Genomic DNA, 17,621 nt, shown 5'->3' on the forward strand with positions numbered 1-17,621 from the left:
CGTTAATTATTCTCTCTTAATAGCAAACACTGGAAATCACCGTTTGTGACTATAAAATAGCGCAAAAAACTGAACAACAAGGTCACATAATGAAGTTAATAAAATCAGCTATTGCACTTGCAGTGGGTTTAGTTACCTCATCTGCTTTTGCGAATGACACAATAACAATCGAAGATATTCCTAAAATCCAATCTGTAGGCCAAACCGCAGTTGACCCTGAAGGTGAGCTAGTAGCTTTTACACGCTCAGTGCCAAGAGAACTTTATATCGATGCTAACGGCACAAACTATTCTGAGCTTTATGTTGTTGATGACAAAGGCATTGAGCGCCCTTTCATAACAGGTAAAGTCAGTGTTCGCAGTATTCAGTGGTCTGCTGATGGTGACTTTATCTACTTCTTAACTAAGAAGAAAACAGATAAATTCACGTCTTTATACCGTATCGCAGCTAACGGTGGTGAGTCACAAAAAGTATTATCATTAAACGGTACTTCAATCTCTAGCTACAAGCTAAATCCAAATGGCAAACAAGTTGCTATATTAGCGATGCCAGCAAAAGATAAGACTGAAAAAGAACTTAAAAAGCTTGGCTTTATGGCTGAAGTTTATGAGTTAGGCCTTAAGAATAAACAATTACACCTTGTTGATTTAGTGCAATCTGAAAAAGCACTTAAACCTGCTGCGGTAGAAATTGAGGGCTATGTAAGCGACATCAACTTCTCTGATGAAGGCGACAAACTGCTTGTTAAAACTCAACCTACAGCCCTGATTGACGACAAATATATGAAGTCACAGTGGCATGTTATGGATGTAGCTTCGCAGAAAATTACCACGTCTTTCAAAACAGAAGGTAAATTAGGTGCTGCTGAATTCTCATACGAAGGCGATTATGTTGCTATTCTTGGTGCAGAAGATAAGCACGATCCTGCTACTGGTCGTCTATATCTAGGTAATGCAAAGACGGGCGAAATTGAAGAGTGGATCCCGAACTTCATGGGCCACATTGGTGATTTCGAGTGGGCTAACCGCCGTAACACATTAAACTTTGTTGCAAACGTTGGCGCTGAAAGCTTCGTTGGGCAGATCAAAGTTGGTTCTAACAAGTACAAGAAGATTGTTAAAGAAGGCAAACTGATTGCTTCTAACCTATCTGTATCTGATTCAGACAAGACCATTGTTCTTAGAGGTAATACAGACAAGCACCCGAACGAAGTTTTCATGCTTCGCGGTAAAAAGACAAAACGTCTATCAGATTCAAATGATTGGTTAAATGACAAACGCTTTGCTAAACAAGAAAATATTTCATTCAAAGCGCGTGACGGTGTTGAGATTGGTGGCGTATTAATTTACCCACTTGATTATCAAGAAGGTAAGCGCTACCCACTGATCATGGCGGTTCACGGTGGTCCTGAAAGCCACGACAAAGACGGCTGGTTAACAAGCTACTCTGACCCTGGTCAAATGGGTGCTGCCCGTGGTTATGCTGTTTTCTACCCGAACTACCGTGGCTCAACAGGTAAAGGTGTTGATTACTCTAAGCTTGGTCAAGGTGACTATGCAGGTAAAGAGTTTGACGACCTAGTTGATATGAAAAACCATTTAGTTGAAATGGGCTTAGTTGATAGCAAGCGCGTTGGTATTACAGGTGGTTCATACGGTGGCTATGCATCAGCTTGGGGCGCGACTAAACTGACTGAACACTTCGCAGCAAGTGTAATGTTTGTAGGTGTTACAAACCAGCTATCTAAGTTTGGTACAACTGACATTTCTAATGAAATGTACCTTGTACACGCTCGTTCATACCCTTGGGAAAAATGGCAGTGGTACTTAGAGCGCAGCCCAATTTACTGGGCAGGTCAATCTGAAACACCATTACTTATCATGCACGGTAAAGACGATCCTCGAGTTCACCCTGCTCAGTCAATGGAGCTATACCGTTACATGAAAGTACAAGGTAAAGATGTACGTCTAGTGTATTATCCAGGCGAAGGTCATGGTAACCGTAAAGTAGCTGCACAATATGACTACAGCATTCGTTTAATGCGTTGGATGGACAACTACCTAATTGACGGTAAGAAAACCATGCCAACTTACGAAATCGATCATGCTGCAAATTTAAAAGCTGCAAAAGAAGCTAAAAAGTAAATTTACTTTATTAAAATCAACCAAAAGCCACCTGTTTTAGGTGGCTTTTTTGTATTTAACTTAAATCAGTCAATATTTTCATAGTGAGAAATTTCTAATAACTAATACTTTAGTAATAAAAATTTCACGCGTATACTCTATGCTCATTTCTCATACAGTGACATGGAGTCAAATCAATGAAAATTTCTCGTCTAGTTTTACCATTTGTAACTGCAACTGTTTTAGCAGGTTGTTCAGCAACAGGTCCACATCTTAAAAGCTCGGTATCTGAAGGTGTAGCGGGCATTGAAGCGCGTTTGCCATATGCTAACTACTCAAACTACTTTGGTTATGTAGACTCATCAGTTCAGCCTGAAGGCAAGTATAAAGGTAAAGATACTTATTATCTTTATGCTTGGGTACCTGCTGCAGTAGATGAAATTGGTGTATCAATGATCTCACCAGCGGTTTCAACACCTGAAGTAGCTGACTTTAAGCATGCTAACTATACTCCTGGCATGCAAAAAGATGCTGAAAAGTTCTTTGATACTTATATTGTATTTGATCGTTTAAATATCATCGACAATACAAAAATCAAAAATGGTGGCAAGGTGCTACAAAACTTAGGGCGTAATGACGATACATCAGAGTTACCTGCAAACCCAAGTGGCGCAAACTATAACTCTCTTCTACGTAAAACAACGTCAATGAATAACCCTAGTGAAGCACTTGTTCGCGGTGTTTACCGTATTTCATTTACGTCATTCCGTTCAAACGTTGAAGGCTCATTCGAAGCAACTATAGGTACTAATGTGCCTGGCGTTAAAATCGCAGCATCGCTTGAAGAGTTACATGAATTGGTAAATGGTAATAAGCTTTAATCGGACTTCTTACTAATGACAAAAGGCCCGATCCGGGCCTTTTTAATTTAAGACATTATATCAATTATGCTTTTTTAACGAACTTAGCCGTTACCATCATTTCACCAACTCCATCAACTTTACAGTCAAGTTCATGGTCTTTTTTATCTAGTACACGACGAATAAGCGCTTTAGTACCAATTTTAATTACTTGCGAGCTGCCTTTGATTTTAAGATCTTTTGCAACAGTCACCTTATCACCGTCATAAAGTACAGTACCGTTTGCATCTTTCACTTCAAATGCATCTTCATCCACTTCATTTGGGTTCCATTCGTGTGCGCATTCTGGACACACAAGGTTTATTTGATCTTCGTAGACGTATTCAGAGCTACATTTAGGGCAAGGAGGTAATGACATATTTCACAACTTCTAAAATTACAATACCGCTATTCTAATGACTAATTAAGTAGCATGCGAGGAGTACTTAAAAAAACCTGATCAACTATCAGACTTTAACGATGATTAATTCAGGTTGAATACGCGTTTTTGAAGTCAGTGCTGAGGATGTTGCTCAGATTGGTCAAGAGATAATAGCAGTGGAAATATTGAGTTTTGGTTGTTCTTAATTAGAAATTTAGAATTGAGCCAACGTCAATCTTAATACAAACAAATAATTAAATATTACTGAGTTTTGATATTGAGCGAGCAGAACTTTAATGCTCCAACAGAACACTAAAAACTAGGTAAACACAGGCCTATTGGATTAAAGGCTGACAATAAAATTCACTCATATAAAAAGGGCACGTTTAGTATAAAAACAATGCCCTAAATATTGTGTTTTTGTCTATCAAAACAGCAAATTACATTCAATTACGCATCTGGTGCACTATTGTCCATTTGCAATTGAATATAGTTTGGCAGACCCATTAGTTTGATTAAGTTTAAGTGCTGTTCAAGCCAATAAATGTGATCCATTTCTGTGTCATCTAGGAGTTTCTCTAGAATTTCACGAGTCACATAGTCTTGTACTTTTTCGCACTCACCTATGATGTTTCTTAAACTCGTAGCGACTGTCATCTCAGCCGCCAGATCGTTTTCTAGCATTTGTTGAACATTATCGCCCACGTTAATTGGCTGACGTGAGGCTGTATCAGGTTTGCCTTCTAAAAACAAAATTCGCTCAATAATCGCTTTTGCATGATCTAACTCTTCATCATATTCATGCGCTAGTTTATGACCTAATTTACCTAGTCCCCAGTCTTCATACATTTTAGAATGTGCGAGATACTGATCCATCGAAGTTAACTCAAGTGTCAACTGTTGATTAAGTAGGTCAATTATTTTTGAATTACCTTGCATGATTTACTCCTCGACCTGCGACTGCAGATAATTTTGGATGCCCGTGTGTTGAATTAAGAATTGCTGTGCTTCAATCCAATCGACATACTCTTCTTCGTACTCAAGGATCTCTTCTAACAGTTCGCGAGAAATGTAATCTTGCTCTTTCTCACACAATTCGATTGCCGCTTTTAAGGCAGGGATTTGCTCTAACTCGAATGCCATATCGCACGCAAGCATTTCTTCAGCATGCTCACCGATACGCAATTTTTCGAGGTGCTGTAAATTTGGCAAGCCTTCTAAAAACAAAATACGTTCGATAAGATCGTCCGCTTGTTTCATGTCTTTTATAGATTTTTTATAGGCTTTTTCGTTTAGCTCTTCTAGCCCCCAGTTTTTGAACATACGGGCGTGAAGGAAATATTGATTTATCGACGTCAGTTCTAGTGTCAAAATCGCATTTAATTGCGCAATGACTTGTTTGTTACCCTGCATAGGGCCCCCTAATAAAAGTTACGAGACGCCCTATAACACTAGACTAAAATTTAGTCACTGCAAGACCAATTAAAGATAAGCAAAGATTTAATATATCCTTTTAAAATAAACAACTTATAACATTATTGAGAGTGATTTAGATTAGCAAAAACACTCTTAACACCATACTTTTTTACCACTCCTATTTAGTAAATTAAAAACATGGTAATTATTACAGCAAACCATTGATTTATATGCTTAGATTGACTTTTTAACTAAAATACCTAAGCGTTTAGCCAAACGTACTAGGTTTGCTCTATCAAGCTTTAATGTTCTGGCCGCTGCAGCCCAATTTAGATCATGCTCTAATAAAGTCTGCTCTATTAAATTTTTTTGAAATTGCTCCGTAGCTGACTTTAATGAGTCAAGTTGGTTAAAATTTGAATTATTTTGAGCGAGACTCGAAGTGTGTACTTGTTCAAAACCAGACTGAGCAACCTTGTCATGAGTTTGATTATCTGTAAACAATTCACAATCCCCCTCATCTACACTAATAATGCTACTTGGCCACTGTTTTTGTTTTGCTTTTAATGCTGCACGGCTTATCACATGTTCAAGCTCACGAATATTGCCTGGCCAATTGTAAGATTGTAGTAATTGATACAAACTCGGTGACAACTTTAATTGCGCAATGCCAAGTTGCTTACTGACTTTTTCAGCAAAGAAGCCTGTCAATAACGGAATATCATCTAAGCGCTCGTTTAAAGAAGGTACTTTAATCGGGAATACACTGAGTCGATGATACAAGTCTGCGCGAAAGCGCCCTGCTTCAACCTCTTCTAATAAATTTCGATTTGTCGCTGCAATGACCCGCACATCAACAGATTGGGTTTTATCAGCACCAACTGGTTGAATTTCACCGCTTTGTAATACTCTAAGTAATTTACTTTGAGTATTTAAAGGTAACTCACCGATTTCATCTAAAAAAATCGTGCCGCCGTCTGCAAGCAGAAACTTACCATCACGATGTGAGTTTGCCCCAGTAAAAGCGCCTTTGCGATAACCAAATAACTCACTTTCGGCCAACGTCTCTGGTAAAGAGGCACAATTGACTTGAACGAACACTTTGCTCGCACGCAGAGATTGATTATGCAGAGAGTGAGCAACTAGCTCTTTACCTGTGCCTGTTTCACCCGTGATTAGCGTCGTAAAGTCAGAACCTGCTACAAGTTGAATATCTCTTTGTAATTGCTTCATGGCCAGACTTTGCCCGACCATTTCGTATTGGCCCTTACTCAGTTCGGTGATTAAGTGACTGCCCTGCTGCGCTTTAGTGAGCAGATCTTGAGTTAGTAGTATGGCACTGACATGTCGGCTCAAAGCCTCATTGACCATTTGCAAAAAAGACGGCGCATAGTCTTCAAAAGTGCCCGCATTTAAACTGTCTACCGTGATCACTCCAAGCAATTGCTCTTGATGCTTAATCGGAAACCCCATACACGCGTGAACAGGAATATCACCTTCTTGTGCAATAAGAAGTCCATCATAAGGGTCTGGGAGTTCGCTGTCGGCACTGAATCTGACAGCCTTATCCGACTGACTAATTGCCTGTAAACGCGGGTGTTTGTCTATCACAAAGTGTCTACCCAACACATCTGGCATTAATCCTGATATGGCAACAGGTACCAGTTTGTTATTTTGATAGAGTAACAAGGCAATGGCATCACTAATAAAACATTCTTTGACAGCCTGAATAACGGCTTCAAAACAATGCTCTACGTCAAATTGCGCAGAGTTAGGTAATGCCCGAGCTAACGCTCTGTTAAGCATAAGCAGTGAAGATAACGAACGTTGCTCCATGTGTTTTTGACTCTTTACTTACCAAAAGACACGCAAAGTTTAAGTCAAAATGACTCTCCCATTCAAATTATTATTTATTAAACCTTACTAATAATCTGATTTTAATAAGAATAATATTTGGCACAGTAAATGCCACTACTCTCACAAGCCCAAAAAGATAATTTAAATGCTGTGGAGTAGTCATGAGACCAATCAATTTAACTGAGCCGGTGCCTAGTGAGTTTAAACTTTTCAAGCCACATCAATGGCCATTATTCATGCTTGGCTTTCGGCCATTCTTTTTATTAGCTGGGCTTTGGTCAGTGCTCGCTATTTTGCTATGGCAATTTATTTTAAATGGCATACTCTCTTGGCAAGCACAAATTCCTGCGACACTTTGGCACGCACACGAAATGATCTTTGGCTTTGCTTCAGCGGTGGCTATTGGTTTTTTACTCACAGCAGCACAAACTTGGACTGGTGTGCCTGGACTTTCTGGTAAAGGCTTAATTACCCTCAGCGCGATTTGGGTTTCTTGCCGAGCTATTTTCTTTTTTTATGCAGACAACCAGTTACTTTTACTACTTGGGCAAATATTCTTCTGGCTTTTTGCTATTGCTTATTTGAGCCATATGCTGGTGTCATCGGCTTCAAAACACAATTACATCATGATTGTTGTGCTGGCCTTACTCACTCTCTTTAATAGCGCATTCTTAATGAGTACTTCGTTGGGCGAATATCTGCTTGCCCGTTTATTCACTCAGCTGGCTGTGCTTGGCTTTATGTTATTAATTGGCATTATTGGAGGGCGTGTCATCCCATTTTTTACGGCACGCAGTTTAAATCGAGATGAACAAGTAAAAACACCTAAGCTCGATAAATTGCTGCTGTTATTTAGCCTATTGGCGATGACTGGATTTGCTAGCATCAAGCTCTTTTCTCTTGATATCAATGTTGGTTTGGTTTTACTTCCTGCTGCCACTTTGCATTTAACTCGCACCATTTTGTGGTTTGATAAAGGAGTATTTAAAGTACCGCTGCTTTGGTCACTGCATTTAGGCTACTTTTTAAGTGCAGTTGGCATTTTGTTTCTCGCTTTTAGCTACCTGACGGGCCGTATTAATCCAGCGGATGCACTGCATTTAATTACCATTGGCGGTATTGGATTAATGATTTTGGCAATGATGGCAAGAGTCTCACTTGGCCATACCGGCAGAGCATTAAAACCGGCAAACATGGTCGCTTGGGCATTCGCTTTCATAGCTTTAAGTGCACTAGTTCGCTCATTCATGCCGATTGTCTATTCTCCCCATCTAGCGTGGAATATCAGCGTTTACCTGTGGGTTGTCGGCTTTGCCATCTTCTTGTGGTTTTATACACCCATTTTAATGAAGAAAAGAGTTGATGGGCGAAGAGGTTAAGAAGACGGGTTGGTGAAAAGCGTTAAAACAATAGCGCTTTTAGCCAACTTTGTTTTCGACCTTTTTAACTAAAGCGCTACTGTCTTGTGTCTTTTGGAGAATCCATCACAACATGAGTGGTGATGGTTCTCACCTGAGAAATTGACCCCAGCACATCAGCATGAAGTGCTTTAAAGGTGTGTAAGTCTTTAGTTTCTATACGCAAAAGATATTCATACGGGCCAGTTACATTATGGCACTCTTTTATTTCATCAACATCTTGTAGGGCTTGCTCAAATGCGAGTTGAGAAGGTGTTGAGTGCTCAGTCAGCCCAACAGCCACATAAGCGATAAAACCCACGCCCAACTTTTCGGGATCTACTACTGCCTTATAGCCTTTAATCAAACCTGATTTTTCTAATTCTTGCACTCTTCTCAAGCAGGCTGATGGTGACAAACCGATTTGCTCAGCAAGCTCTGTATTGGCTATTCGTCCATCCTTTTCTAGAATGCGCAATATTTGTTGGTTATATCCATCAATTTTCGTAATTAATTGCAAAATCCAAGTTTATAAAAGTGAAATACGCGTGATAATTAAGCAAGAAACTCGCTAAGCTTGTTTTAACACAAGTAAAGGAATAATCCTATGACACAAGAAATCATTCTCGCGTTTGCGGCGTTCGCGTTTGTTTCATCTATCACGCCAGGACCAAACAATTTAATGCTTATGAGTTCTGGCGCAAACTTTGGTTTTAAAATGACAGTGCCACACCTTCTGGGTGTCGTGGTTGGCTTTGCTATTATGATTGAGTTAGTTGGGTTAGGCGTAATGCAACTATTTAATGCGTTCCCAGTGACCTATGACATTTTAAAAGTCGTTTCTATTGTCTATTTGCTTTACCTTGCCTATAAAATTGCAACCGCAACCCCCAGTGAGAGCAAAGATATTGCAGAAAAAGGCAAGCCTTTTTCATTTATGCAAGCCGCACTCTTTCAATGGGTCAACCCTAAAGCATGGACTATGGCACTCACTGCGGTGAGCGTTTATGCGCCAGAACAAAACTTACTCACAGTCACTGTAATCTCTGTTATTTTCGCAATCGTTGGCTTCCCTTGTGTAGTGAGTTGGATTGTTTTAGGACAAAAAATGCAGGCCGTATTGAAGCAGCCAAGTCATATGCAAAAGTTTAACTGGGCCATGGCAGGTTTATTGATCATCTCTATTGTTCCAGCGCTTTAAAAAACGGCTATAAACTTTTCATCAGCAAAATATCAGTTTTTTATCACTAGAAAATCAATTAATTACCAGTATTTACTTTCATCATGGTGGCAACTATTCAAGGAGTCACCATGAACATAATTAAACACTTCACGTTATTCATATTTTTACTCGCCTGCCTATTAAACTCGCTCGCACACGGACAAGAGCAACAAAGTAAGGGCGTTAAAACAATAAAGCATCAGTTTCAATCTAAGGCTGCCAAACAAACGATTTCATTCGATGTCATATTGCCTTGGGGGTATGACAAAAATCAAAAATACCCGGTACTTTATACCACATCAGGAGGCAGTCGAATTGATATGCTTACCTATCAAACCGATTGGCTAAGTCATGTTGAGATGGGCCCAATGCCCGCCATGATCATTGTACAATTACCTCACCTTGATGTTGAGTCAACACTGCATCCTAAATTCATATCGGCTTCCGGCGTTGCTAGCCCCTTAACTTTAAATGTGCTTAAAAACGAACTCATCCCATTTATCGATAAAACCTATTTAACGTACGAGTATAAGGTACTGGAAGGCTATTCAAGTAATGGTAATTTTGTACTGTACGCGTTTGAACAATCGCCGACTTTATTTAATGGCTTTATTGCCAGCTCACCAGCACTAGAGCTAGACAAGTCAGGACTTGTTGACAGGCTTTCAAAGCTAAAGTATTCAGAACAATATCAAGATAGGTTCTTATATCTTTCTCTTGGCTCCTTTGTTAATAACGCACCACTGTTTGAAAACATCAAAGCTAATTTCAGGCAGCAAGCGTTTCACGCTCGATTTGCAAATTACAGCCAATATAATTTTTTATCGGTTGCAAGTCTCAGTCTGACCGATGCTATGGAAAACCTATTTGCAGATAAAACCCCAGAAATAGCGCAATTTGCAAATGCAGGCCGACACAGTGTCATTGCTTACTTTAAAAAACTCTCCCAAAAATACCAACAACCCATCAGTCCAAACCCAAGCTTAATCGATTTAAGTTTTTACTATGTGGAACGAAACGAAGGTGAAAAAGCGGTTTCAACGATGCAATATTTAGTCAATTCGCACCCAGAAAATACCTTCTACTTAAGCCGGCTCGCAAAAATTTATGAACAATTAGGAGAAACTGAAAAGAGCCGCCTCACATTACAACAAGGTATTAAGCTCGCAACCGAGCTACACAATGAAGATGCCCTCACCTATTTCAAAGGTGAATTGAGCAAGCTTTAGACTAAGTTTACTAAGGCAATTTAAGCAGCTTAATTTTATTCAATTGAGCTGCTACGCTCTGCGCGTTAAACTCAGCAAAAAAGGAACAAACTTATGACATTAAACGACTTCTTAGCTCAGCTTAACGCGCAACCAGAAACCATTTCTTTTGAACTGTGTCAGCAAATAATTGCTGACAATTACACTTATACTGCGACAGCTTTTAACAATAACGGCTTGCAAAGCAGTGCTGAGCAAAACCAAGGCTCTTGTAAAATCTTAGCTTTTGCACAACTCAACAATCTCAGCAAAGAACAAACACTGCATTGCTTTGGTGATTATTATCGTATCGACGTTGTTCAACATCCTGAAAATGACGACCACGGTAATATCCGTACACTTTTAAAAGCTGAATCGAGTGTCGCAGCAGTTACTTTCGACGATACGCCGCTTCAGTAAGCTTTTAGTCATTCAGATAGTGGTTTAAGATAAAAAAGCTATAAACCACTATTTGAAATTATGTCTATCGAACAAATTTGGGCTGAATACAAGAACAGCCTACACGCTTTTTTACTTTCGAAAGTGTCTAACCCAGCCGACGCAGAAGAGTTATTACAAGACATCTTGTTAAAAACACATTTGCAGATCCACCAGCTAAAAGATCAGGCCAGTATCAAGCCTTGGCTTTTCCAAATTGCTAATCACGCCATTATTGATTTTTATCGCAAACACAATAACTACCAGCATACCGAGTTGTTCGAGGTAATTGAAAAACAAGACGCAAACATTCGAGCTGATTTAATTAGATGCATAGAGCCATTTCTGCAGGCCATGCCTGAAGATGAAGCTGACTTAATAAGAAAGATTGACTTAGAAGGCTGCTCGCAAAAACAACAAGCTGAACAGCTTGGAGTAAGTTACTCCACCTTTAAGTCTAGAATGCAAAAGAGTCGAGCTGACTTAAAAGTGCTTTTCGATCGCTGCTGTGATTTTGAGTTAGATAAACAAGGCAATCTAATTGACTATCATAGAAAACCACAACAAACCGAAAAAAGAATTAAATAAAAACTTTAAAATAGTTTCGTCTTTTTGAACCGCGCTTCGTCTTAATAAGTGAATACAAAACACCACTATTGGAGATGAAATGCATTTATTAAGCAACCAAGCTTTTGACGTAACCCCTAAGCAATTCTCAATCAGCAATCATAAACCGCGTGTATTGGTGCTTTACGGCTCACTCAGAGCCCAGTCAATGAGCCGTTATGCAGCAGAAGAAGCGGCAAGAATACTTGAGCATTTAGGCGCTGAAGTTAAGTTGTTCAACCCAAAAGGGCTGCCTCTTTTTGATAACGGCGTATCTGTCGAAGACGAAAAAGTCCAAGAACTACGTGCTTTAGTAAAATGGTCAGAAGCACAAGTTTGGTCTTCTCCCGAAATTCACGGCAACATGTCGGCTGTACTTAAAAACCAAATTGACTGGATCCCGCTCTCAGAAGGTGCAGTAAGACCGACACAAGGTAAAGCACTGGCTGTCATGCAAGTATCCGGCGGCTCACAAAGCTTTAATGCGGTAAATAATATGCGTGTTCTCGGGCGTTGGATGCGTATGTTAACCATACCGAATCAATCTTCAGTTGCGAAAGCTTGGCAAGAATTTAATGAAGACGGTACGATGAAAGAGTCCGCCTACCACGCTCGTATTGTCGATGTGATGGAAGAGCTAATGAAATTCACATTTCTGACTCGAGACAATCTTGATTGGTTGGTTGACCGATACAGTGAGCGTAAAGAGAGCATTAATACTGCCATTAACAAACAGGTGAGTCAGGCTGATGTTCTTGAAGTAAGTACCAAGTGTATAACAAAGAAACAAGATGCTGAAAAAAGCACAGTCAAAGTAGTTTGTTGCTAATTAAACTTTATATCATTAACTCATTATCACTCAAGAACATGTAAATATTTTATACCGTGGCATTAGCATAAAGCCACGGTACTTTTTAGCTTACATATAGAACACCTGTTTCTTTAGCTTCACCACCCACCTCGACTTTGCTTACTTGGCCGTTTTCTAATTTTACACTCGCACTCAACCTAGACGCACAGCCCATAGCGCGACCTTGTTCAAAAACAAAATCATGGGACTCCTCTTCTTTGAAAACATGCTTTGTAAGATAACAAGCTAAAGCTCCACTTGAACTGCCTGTCGCTGATTCTTCTGGGATCCCAAAAAGCGGCGCGAAATTTCGGCAACTGGCAGTAAACTCACTTTCAGAATTGTTTAGCTCAAAAGCATGCATACCAATTAAATCGTGCTTTTCACAAAATTCGCTAAGTTTCTCGTTATCTATTTGTAGTTTGTCTAAATAGCCTGAAGGCACGGGCACAATCACATCATGTAAGCCTGTAGAAATGACTTCAATGGGTAACTGAGTTGAAGATAATATATTAAGCGGTAAGCCAATTAACTGAGCTATATCTTTGTACTCGAAGGTTTGTAGATAAGTCGGGCAAGCTTGCTCCATCACTACACGGCCATTTTCTTCAACATTAACTGATAAAATGCCGGCTTTCGTGCGTTGTTTATACTTGCCTGCAGAAATTAGATCCTTGCTAAATAAAGTTGAAAAAGTAGCAAGCGTTGCATGCCCACAAAAGTTAACTTCATCTGTGACGGTAAAGAACGACACTTCAAAGTCAACTTCTTCATCTTTTGACACAAATGCTGTTTCTGAGTAACCGACCGCTTGTGCAATTTTGAGTTTCTCATCATAGGACAAATTGTCAGCATTCAATACTACCCCCGCAGGGTTCCCACCCTTACCATCCATTGTGAACGAATTAACTAAAATAGCGTTTATACTTTGCAAATCAACACCTTTAAATTATTACCTAATCGTTATGAAGTTAACCTTCAAAGTAAAAGAGCGCAATCAAAACGTTTACTGATTAAAATAAAAAAAGCCGCTATCAAAAGCGGCTTATTTGTTAATTTCTGAGCAGTTAAAGCTTAAACCTCTCAACAGACTCAGCCAGCCTGTGCGCAAATTCACTTAATGACTCACTGCCTTTGGCCATTTGTTTCATTGAAGATGCGTTATCACTAGCGGTGTCTTTCGCTTCAAGCATAACATGGCCAATACGCTGACAATCGCCCTCTTGTTGCCCTGCAGAGTGTGTCACTTGCTCACTTAAATGGGTCACTTCATTTAGCGCATCTTCAATTTGTTGCATAACCGCAACCAATGCTTGGCTTTGTTCAACACAAACAGATGCATCTGTTTGCCCTACATGAATCGCATCAGCAGCTTGTTTAGTATCTTGCTGTAAGGCCGAAATCATCTTATTGATTTCTTCTGTTGAGTCTTGAGTGCGAGATGCCAGTGTTCTTACTTCATCGGCAACAACCGCAAAACCTCGGCCTTGTTCACCCGCCCTTGCGGCTTCAATAGCTGCATTCAGGGCAAGCAAGTTAGTTTGTTCAGCAATCGACACAATGGTGTCTAAAATCGACCCTATATTGTTACTATGCGAGGTTAAACGGTTCATCATTTCCACCGCTTCAGCCATCTTTCCATCAAGTGATTCCATATGTGACTGATTATCGGTTACTAATGTAGAAGCCTTAGCTTTACGCTCATTTGCTTGCAAGAGACTATCTAAGCTTTGCTGAGCATTCTGTGACACATGTGAAGCTGAACTTGCAACACTTTGCGCTAGATTAGCGGCATCATCCATTCTCTCCATTTGTGATGCAGCATTGCCGGCAACCACGCGACTTTCAGAGAGTGACTTTTCAGACACACTATCTAGCTCATGTACTTTTGTATTAATATCGTATAAGAGGCTTTTTAGACTGTCTTTTACTTTGTTAATGTTATCAATTAGAGTACCGAATTCATCGTCATTGCGCTTTTTCATATCCCGCGAGAAATCCCCTTCTGCTAGAAAATTCAACATTTTATTTACCGCTTTCAAAGGAGATAACATTGCTTTACTGGTTGAATATGCAATAAATGCAGCTAGGGCAACAAACACGACGACCAATATCACCGCCATGGTCTGTGCTTGCAGTATCTTCTGTTGAGTGATCTTTTGTGAGGATTCAAACGATTTTTTCGTCTGGTTTTGAATATTATTAAGCGTCTTAACAACTTCAACGGAGTATTGTTCAGCAAGTCGATATGTTTTAGCTGCATCAGCCTCAGCTTGACGCTGAACTTTTAGCTCATTATATAAGTTGCCAGGGGTTCTAAGTAAGTTGTTAATCTCTTTCTTAGCATCCTCGAATGAATTGAATAAATCGCCTACATCTACTCCTTGCGACTGACGCTTTAAAAATTCGAAATTGTTATCTATATTATCTAGTATGAATAACAAGTCTTCTTTATGCTCAGAAAATGTATCTAAAGTTAAATTTGGTATCTGTTTCCCATTCGTTTCTAGTGTAAAAAGCATATCATCAATACGTACACCTGTACCCATCATTTCATCAAGTTGTCGAGCTTGTGCACCATCAATAAGTTCAATATCTAGCATAGCAACACTGGCTTGCTCTTTAAACTCAATTAACTGCTCCAGCAACCTCGAAACACTGCGTTCAGAAGTAAGAGAATTGATTTTATGTGCCAACATACTTTGACCCGATTGCTCCATTGACTCTATTGCTTCTCGAGCTTGGGCTACTGAACCATTCAATGATTGATTATGCGCTAACTTCTTTTGAAGCTGTGATGTGAGTTGCTGCTGCAACGCCGCCTCGGTATTAAAACTCTTAATTGCACTATCAACATCATTTATCGAATTTAAATTGAAAGCCTGAGAGATTTGCTTACTTAAACGCAATTGTTGAAGTTGCAACGCATCCACAGCCCTTTGGCTGGGCAAAGTTACTTCTGTCACTTTACTGTTTGCATCACTGATTTGTGACAAAGCTATATATCCTAAAGAACATGCTAATAAGAGCAAGGTCCCAATTGCCCCAAAGCCTGCAGTAATTTTATGTTTTATTTTAAGATTGCCTAGCATAAATAAGGTTCCCAAGTTGAGGACCGACCACTATGGTATAAAACAGAGTAAATTCCAAGCTTTTACTCTAATGCAATGGAGCATTATTTAATAAATTTAGGCAATTAACATTCAAAATTGCAAATTTATCTATAAATTATCTTAAATAAAACTGCACAAATCTGTCTTGTTAAATATTTGTGGTACTGACCATGGCAGAGTTTGCTATAGTAAATATGATTTCTTATGAATTTGGTCTGGGGAACATGAGTATGTCAAATGCGCCAAAAAAAAATTTTCTATTCAAAAAAGATTCACCTTCTACCCCATCACCCGCCTCCAAACCGAAGCAAGATACTTGGCAAGTATTAATCGTAGATGACGACGATGGTGTCCACAAATTATCTAAACTAGTCTTAAATACATACCAGTATAAAGGTAAAAGCCTCTCTATATTTCATGCTTATAACTTCGATCAGGCTCTTGAGCAAATCCAAACTATTGAAGACTTATCGCTTATTTTACTAGATGTGGTAATGGAAACAGATGATGCAGGACTCAGAGTAGCAAAACATGTTCGTGAAGAATTTAGCAATACGTTAGTCAGGATAATTCTAAGAACCGGCCAACCTGGCGATATGCCAGAACACGAGGTCATGCTCAATTACGATATCAATGATTATAAATCAAAGACCGAATTAACTAGTCAAAGACTTTTTTCTTCGATCACAGCCTCACTCAGGGCCTACGAACACCTTATCCAATTAGATAAAATGGCCAAAGAGCTTTCAATTTTTAACGAGAATCTAGAAGCCAAAGTTGCAAAGCGCACAAAACAACTGGAACAAGCCAACGCTGATTTAAGAAATACCTTAAACGAATTAGAAGAAACTAAACAACAACTCATTCATTCTGAAAAGCTAGCGTCAATTGGTCAACTTGCAGCTGGCGTAGCACATGAAATAAACACGCCTCTTGGTTATGTATCAAGCAATATAGAATCCCTAGCAGAACATCTAGATGATGTTAAGTTGGCATGGTCAGATTTTGAAAAAAGCAGTTCAGAACTAGCTGCTCAGCTTTCTAATAAACATGACCTTGAATTCATTTTTGATGACACTAACACTATTATTGAAAGTGTCGAGAATGGTCTAAAACGGATACGCGTCATTTCAAAAGATCTAGGGCATTTTTCACAGATGGAAAAATTGCCGATTGCAAATGTTGATGTCAATAAAGATGTAATACAACTTGCTGTTAATATGGTCAACTCTGAACTCAGCCCTGGTATAGACCTCGAGATGAATTTATCAGATATTCCACTAACAAGTTGCTTACCCATAGAATTAAGCCAAGTAATTATTAATATGTTAATGAATGCGAATGATGCAATAGGTGAGAATGGTAAAATAGACGTGACGAGTCAAGTTAACAATAAACATATAAATATCATTATTTCTGACGATGGCTGTGGCATGGATCAGTCAACAGTTAATAAATTGTTTGACCCATTTTTCACCACTAAAGATGTAGGCGAAGGTACGGGATTAGGTCTATCAGTTTCACATAAGATTATTGAAAGTCATCAAGGTTCAATCAGTGTTGAAAGCGAACTCGGCAAAGGAAGCCGTTTTACCATAGCTATCCCTATCATAAATTAACATGGTCCTTTTTATCTTTGTGTTATGACTTTTGTTCAAATAAAATGTTAGTAGTTTTAGCACCTGCTTGAGTCAGTTGCTAAAACTGGTAAACTTGTTTCAACCAAGTCTTAATTGAGCAACTTCGATTGCTTAGCACACTAAGATCATCTTAAATCGGCCAAATTTCACCCTGCGTATCAGTAAATTTTAACGATATAATATTAATCACATTGGTAATGTTCTGTTTTAGAGCTTAATAATATGGTGGTTGCCTTGACCGAGTAAAACAATTGCTCATTAATAAAAGTTAACTCAGACACTTGCATGCTGCATGCTAGGTTTGTGTTATTAATGGACTTTCCCTAAGGACTACATTATTCAATGTCTTTTATCTAGAACTAACCACTTATTGCCAGATTATAGTAAGCCATGAAAATAAGCTTGTTACATATTTAACCTGAGCTGCGCAT

16 protein-coding genes are annotated in these 17,621 nt (G+C 39.1%); 9 read left to right on the forward strand and 7 right to left on the reverse strand.

Translation table 11 applies throughout. The features are described from left to right. Positions 1-89 precede the first annotated feature (89 nt). Both CWB72_RS16825 and CWB72_RS16830 read left to right on the forward strand, forming a co-directional pair. Positions 90-2,144: a S9 family peptidase gene (locus tag CWB72_RS16825; protein WP_138633789.1), complete on the forward strand. Its 2,055-nt coding sequence runs from the start codon at positions 90-92 to the stop codon at positions 2,142-2,144. 176 nt (positions 2,145-2,320) lie between these two features. Next, positions 2,321-3,004 carry a LipL32 family surface lipoprotein gene (locus CWB72_RS16830; RefSeq protein ID WP_138633792.1) on the forward strand — a complete coding sequence of 228 codons (684 nt, stop codon included), beginning with the start codon at positions 2,321-2,323 and terminating at the stop codon, positions 3,002-3,004. A gap of 64 nt (positions 3,005-3,068) precedes the next feature. Here CWB72_RS16830 and CWB72_RS16835 read toward each other — a convergent pair whose 3' ends face one another. From CWB72_RS16835 to norR, 4 genes are all read right to left on the reverse strand, one after another. After that, on the reverse strand, positions 3,069-3,401 hold the full coding sequence (locus CWB72_RS16835) for a zinc ribbon domain-containing protein YjdM (protein ID WP_138633795.1): 333 nt from the start codon (positions 3,399-3,401) through the stop codon (positions 3,069-3,071). Between the two features lie 453 nt (positions 3,402-3,854). Further along, complete coding sequence (bfr, locus tag CWB72_RS16840; protein ID WP_138633798.1) at positions 3,855-4,343, reverse strand: bacterioferritin; 489 nt, start codon at positions 4,341-4,343, stop codon at positions 3,855-3,857. Positions 4,344-4,346: 3 nt separating this feature from the next. Further along, positions 4,347-4,817 carry a bacterioferritin gene (gene bfr / locus CWB72_RS16845; RefSeq protein WP_130255370.1) on the reverse strand — a complete coding sequence of 157 codons (471 nt, stop codon included), beginning with the start codon at positions 4,815-4,817 and terminating at the stop codon, positions 4,347-4,349. 237 nt (positions 4,818-5,054) lie between these two features. Beyond that, the gene (gene norR / locus CWB72_RS16850) at positions 5,055-6,656 is read right to left on the reverse strand and encodes a nitric oxide reductase transcriptional regulator NorR (protein ID WP_138633801.1); all 1,602 of its coding nucleotides are present in this window, start codon (positions 6,654-6,656) and stop codon (positions 5,055-5,057) included. Positions 6,657-6,838: 182 nt separating this feature from the next. Between norR and CWB72_RS16855 the strand changes: the two genes are divergently transcribed. Beyond that, complete coding sequence (locus tag CWB72_RS16855) at positions 6,839-8,056, forward strand: NnrS family protein (protein ID WP_138633804.1); 1,218 nt, start codon at positions 6,839-6,841, stop codon at positions 8,054-8,056. Positions 8,057-8,132: 76 nt separating this feature from the next. Here CWB72_RS16855 and CWB72_RS16860 read toward each other — a convergent pair whose 3' ends face one another. After that, on the reverse strand, positions 8,133-8,585 hold the full coding sequence (locus CWB72_RS16860; RefSeq protein WP_130255373.1) for an Lrp/AsnC family transcriptional regulator: 453 nt from the start codon (positions 8,583-8,585) through the stop codon (positions 8,133-8,135). A gap of 96 nt (positions 8,586-8,681) precedes the next feature. Here CWB72_RS16860 and CWB72_RS16865 point away from each other — a divergent pair, with 96 nt between their 5' ends. The 5 genes from CWB72_RS16865 to arsH all read left to right on the forward strand — a co-directional run bounded on the left by CWB72_RS16865 (position 8,682) and on the right by arsH (position 12,416). Beyond that, the gene (locus CWB72_RS16865) at positions 8,682-9,275 is read left to right on the forward strand and encodes a LysE family translocator (protein ID WP_138633807.1); all 594 of its coding nucleotides are present in this window, start codon (positions 8,682-8,684) and stop codon (positions 9,273-9,275) included. Positions 9,276-9,385: 110 nt separating this feature from the next. Further along, positions 9,386-10,525, forward strand: a complete 1,140-nt coding sequence (locus tag CWB72_RS16870) for an alpha/beta hydrolase-fold protein (protein WP_171037349.1) — start codon at positions 9,386-9,388, stop codon at positions 10,523-10,525. A gap of 93 nt (positions 10,526-10,618) precedes the next feature. Then, complete coding sequence (locus tag CWB72_RS16875; RefSeq protein ID WP_138633813.1) at positions 10,619-10,963, forward strand: HopJ type III effector protein; 345 nt, start codon at positions 10,619-10,621, stop codon at positions 10,961-10,963. Positions 10,964-11,023: 60 nt separating this feature from the next. Then, positions 11,024-11,569, forward strand: a complete 546-nt coding sequence (gene sigZ, locus CWB72_RS16880; protein WP_138633816.1) for an RNA polymerase sigma factor SigZ — start codon at positions 11,024-11,026, stop codon at positions 11,567-11,569. 79 nt (positions 11,570-11,648) lie between these two features. After that, positions 11,649-12,416, forward strand: coding sequence for an arsenical resistance protein ArsH (gene arsH, locus CWB72_RS16885; protein ID WP_138633819.1), 768 nt, complete (start codon positions 11,649-11,651; stop codon positions 12,414-12,416). Between the two features lie 85 nt (positions 12,417-12,501). Here arsH and CWB72_RS16890 read toward each other — a convergent pair whose 3' ends face one another. After that, on the reverse strand, positions 12,502-13,371 hold the full coding sequence (locus tag CWB72_RS16890; RefSeq protein WP_252371581.1) for a PhzF family phenazine biosynthesis protein: 870 nt from the start codon (positions 13,369-13,371) through the stop codon (positions 12,502-12,504). 133 nt (positions 13,372-13,504) lie between these two features. Next, a complete protein-coding gene (locus CWB72_RS16895) occupies positions 13,505-15,433 on the reverse strand; it encodes a methyl-accepting chemotaxis protein (protein WP_252371582.1) in 1,929 nt (642 codons plus the stop codon). 287 nt (positions 15,434-15,720) lie between these two features. Between CWB72_RS16895 and CWB72_RS21055 the strand changes: the two genes are divergently transcribed. Continuing rightward, positions 15,721-17,169 (forward strand): ATP-binding protein, encoded by a 1,449-nt coding sequence (locus CWB72_RS21055; RefSeq protein WP_138633825.1) that lies wholly within the window; start codon positions 15,721-15,723, stop codon positions 17,167-17,169. Positions 17,170-17,621: the final 452 nt, after the last annotated feature.

The sequence above is a fragment of the Pseudoalteromonas phenolica genome (assembly GCF_005886345.1).
Taxonomy (GTDB): domain Bacteria; phylum Pseudomonadota; class Gammaproteobacteria; order Enterobacterales; family Alteromonadaceae; genus Pseudoalteromonas; species Pseudoalteromonas phenolica_A.

Coding starts and splice junctions, on each gene's coding strand:
- CWB72_RS16825 (WP_138633789.1), top strand. CDS start 90: ATGAAGTTAATAAAATCAGCTATTGCACTTGCAGTGGGTTTAGTTACC.
- CWB72_RS16830 (WP_138633792.1), top strand. CDS start 2,321: ATGAAAATTTCTCGTCTAGTTTTACCATTTGTAACTGCAACTGTTTTA.
- CWB72_RS16835 (WP_138633795.1), bottom strand. CDS start 3,401: ATGTCATTACCTCCTTGCCCTAAATGTAGCTCTGAATACGTCTACGAA.
- bfr (WP_138633798.1), bottom strand. CDS start 4,343: ATGCAAGGTAATTCAAAAATAATTGACCTACTTAATCAACAGTTGACA.
- bfr (WP_130255370.1), bottom strand. CDS start 4,817: ATGCAGGGTAACAAACAAGTCATTGCGCAATTAAATGCGATTTTGACA.
- norR (WP_138633801.1), bottom strand. CDS start 6,656: ATGGAGCAACGTTCGTTATCTTCACTGCTTATGCTTAACAGAGCGTTA.
- CWB72_RS16855 (WP_138633804.1), top strand. CDS start 6,839: ATGAGACCAATCAATTTAACTGAGCCGGTGCCTAGTGAGTTTAAACTT.
- CWB72_RS16865 (WP_138633807.1), top strand. CDS start 8,682: ATGACACAAGAAATCATTCTCGCGTTTGCGGCGTTCGCGTTTGTTTCA.
- CWB72_RS16870 (WP_171037349.1), top strand. CDS start 9,386: ATGAACATAATTAAACACTTCACGTTATTCATATTTTTACTCGCCTGC.
- CWB72_RS16875 (WP_138633813.1), top strand. CDS start 10,619: ATGACATTAAACGACTTCTTAGCTCAGCTTAACGCGCAACCAGAAACC.
- sigZ (WP_138633816.1), top strand. CDS start 11,024: ATGTCTATCGAACAAATTTGGGCTGAATACAAGAACAGCCTACACGCT.
- arsH (WP_138633819.1), top strand. CDS start 11,649: ATGCATTTATTAAGCAACCAAGCTTTTGACGTAACCCCTAAGCAATTC.
- CWB72_RS21055 (WP_138633825.1), top strand. CDS start 15,721: ATGGCAGAGTTTGCTATAGTAAATATGATTTCTTATGAATTTGGTCTG.